Raw genomic sequence first — 490 nt, forward strand, 5'->3', positions numbered from 1 at the left:
TGGTATCGATGTATGAGTTGTCGATATGTTTTGTCTCAAAGCGCAAGACGTCATACGGTCACAGCCTCTGTCTATCTGGACTCTACCGCACGAGTGGCAGCAGGAGGTTATGCAGCAATCCGAAGCCCTGACCATTCTCGACGCAGGCGCCAATGCTTTCATAACCGGTGCGCCCGGCGCAGGCAAGACATACGTGCTCAATGAGTTCATAGCACGTGCCCGCAAGCGCGGGGCCACAGTGGCTGTCACTGCTTCGACCGGCATCGCCGCCACCCATATCGACGGACAGACCATTCATTCCTGGTCGGGTGTGGGCATCTCCAAGGTCATGACCGCCAATCTTCTCAAGCGCATCCGTTCCCGGCGCAAGCGGCAGATCGGCGGAGCCGACGTTTTGGTCATCGACGAGGTATCGATGATGCATGCCTGGCTTTTCGACATGGTGGACCAGGTCTGCCGGGCGGTGCGCCGCAGTCCGGAACCGTTCGGT

At 58.8% G+C, this 490-nt stretch carries 1 protein-coding gene; it reads left to right on the plus strand.

Annotated features, from left to right (window positions below; translation table 11 throughout):
• Positions 1 to 109: 109 nt before the first annotated feature.
• Positions 110 to 490 (plus strand): AAA family ATPase (locus CRD60_RS08395; RefSeq protein WP_113860800.1); only part of this gene is annotated, 381 nt, incomplete at its 3' end.

Origin of the sequence: Bifidobacterium aemilianum, from assembly GCF_003315635.1 — a bacterium.
Lineage (GTDB): Bacteria > Actinomycetota > Actinomycetes > Actinomycetales > Bifidobacteriaceae > Bifidobacterium > Bifidobacterium aemilianum.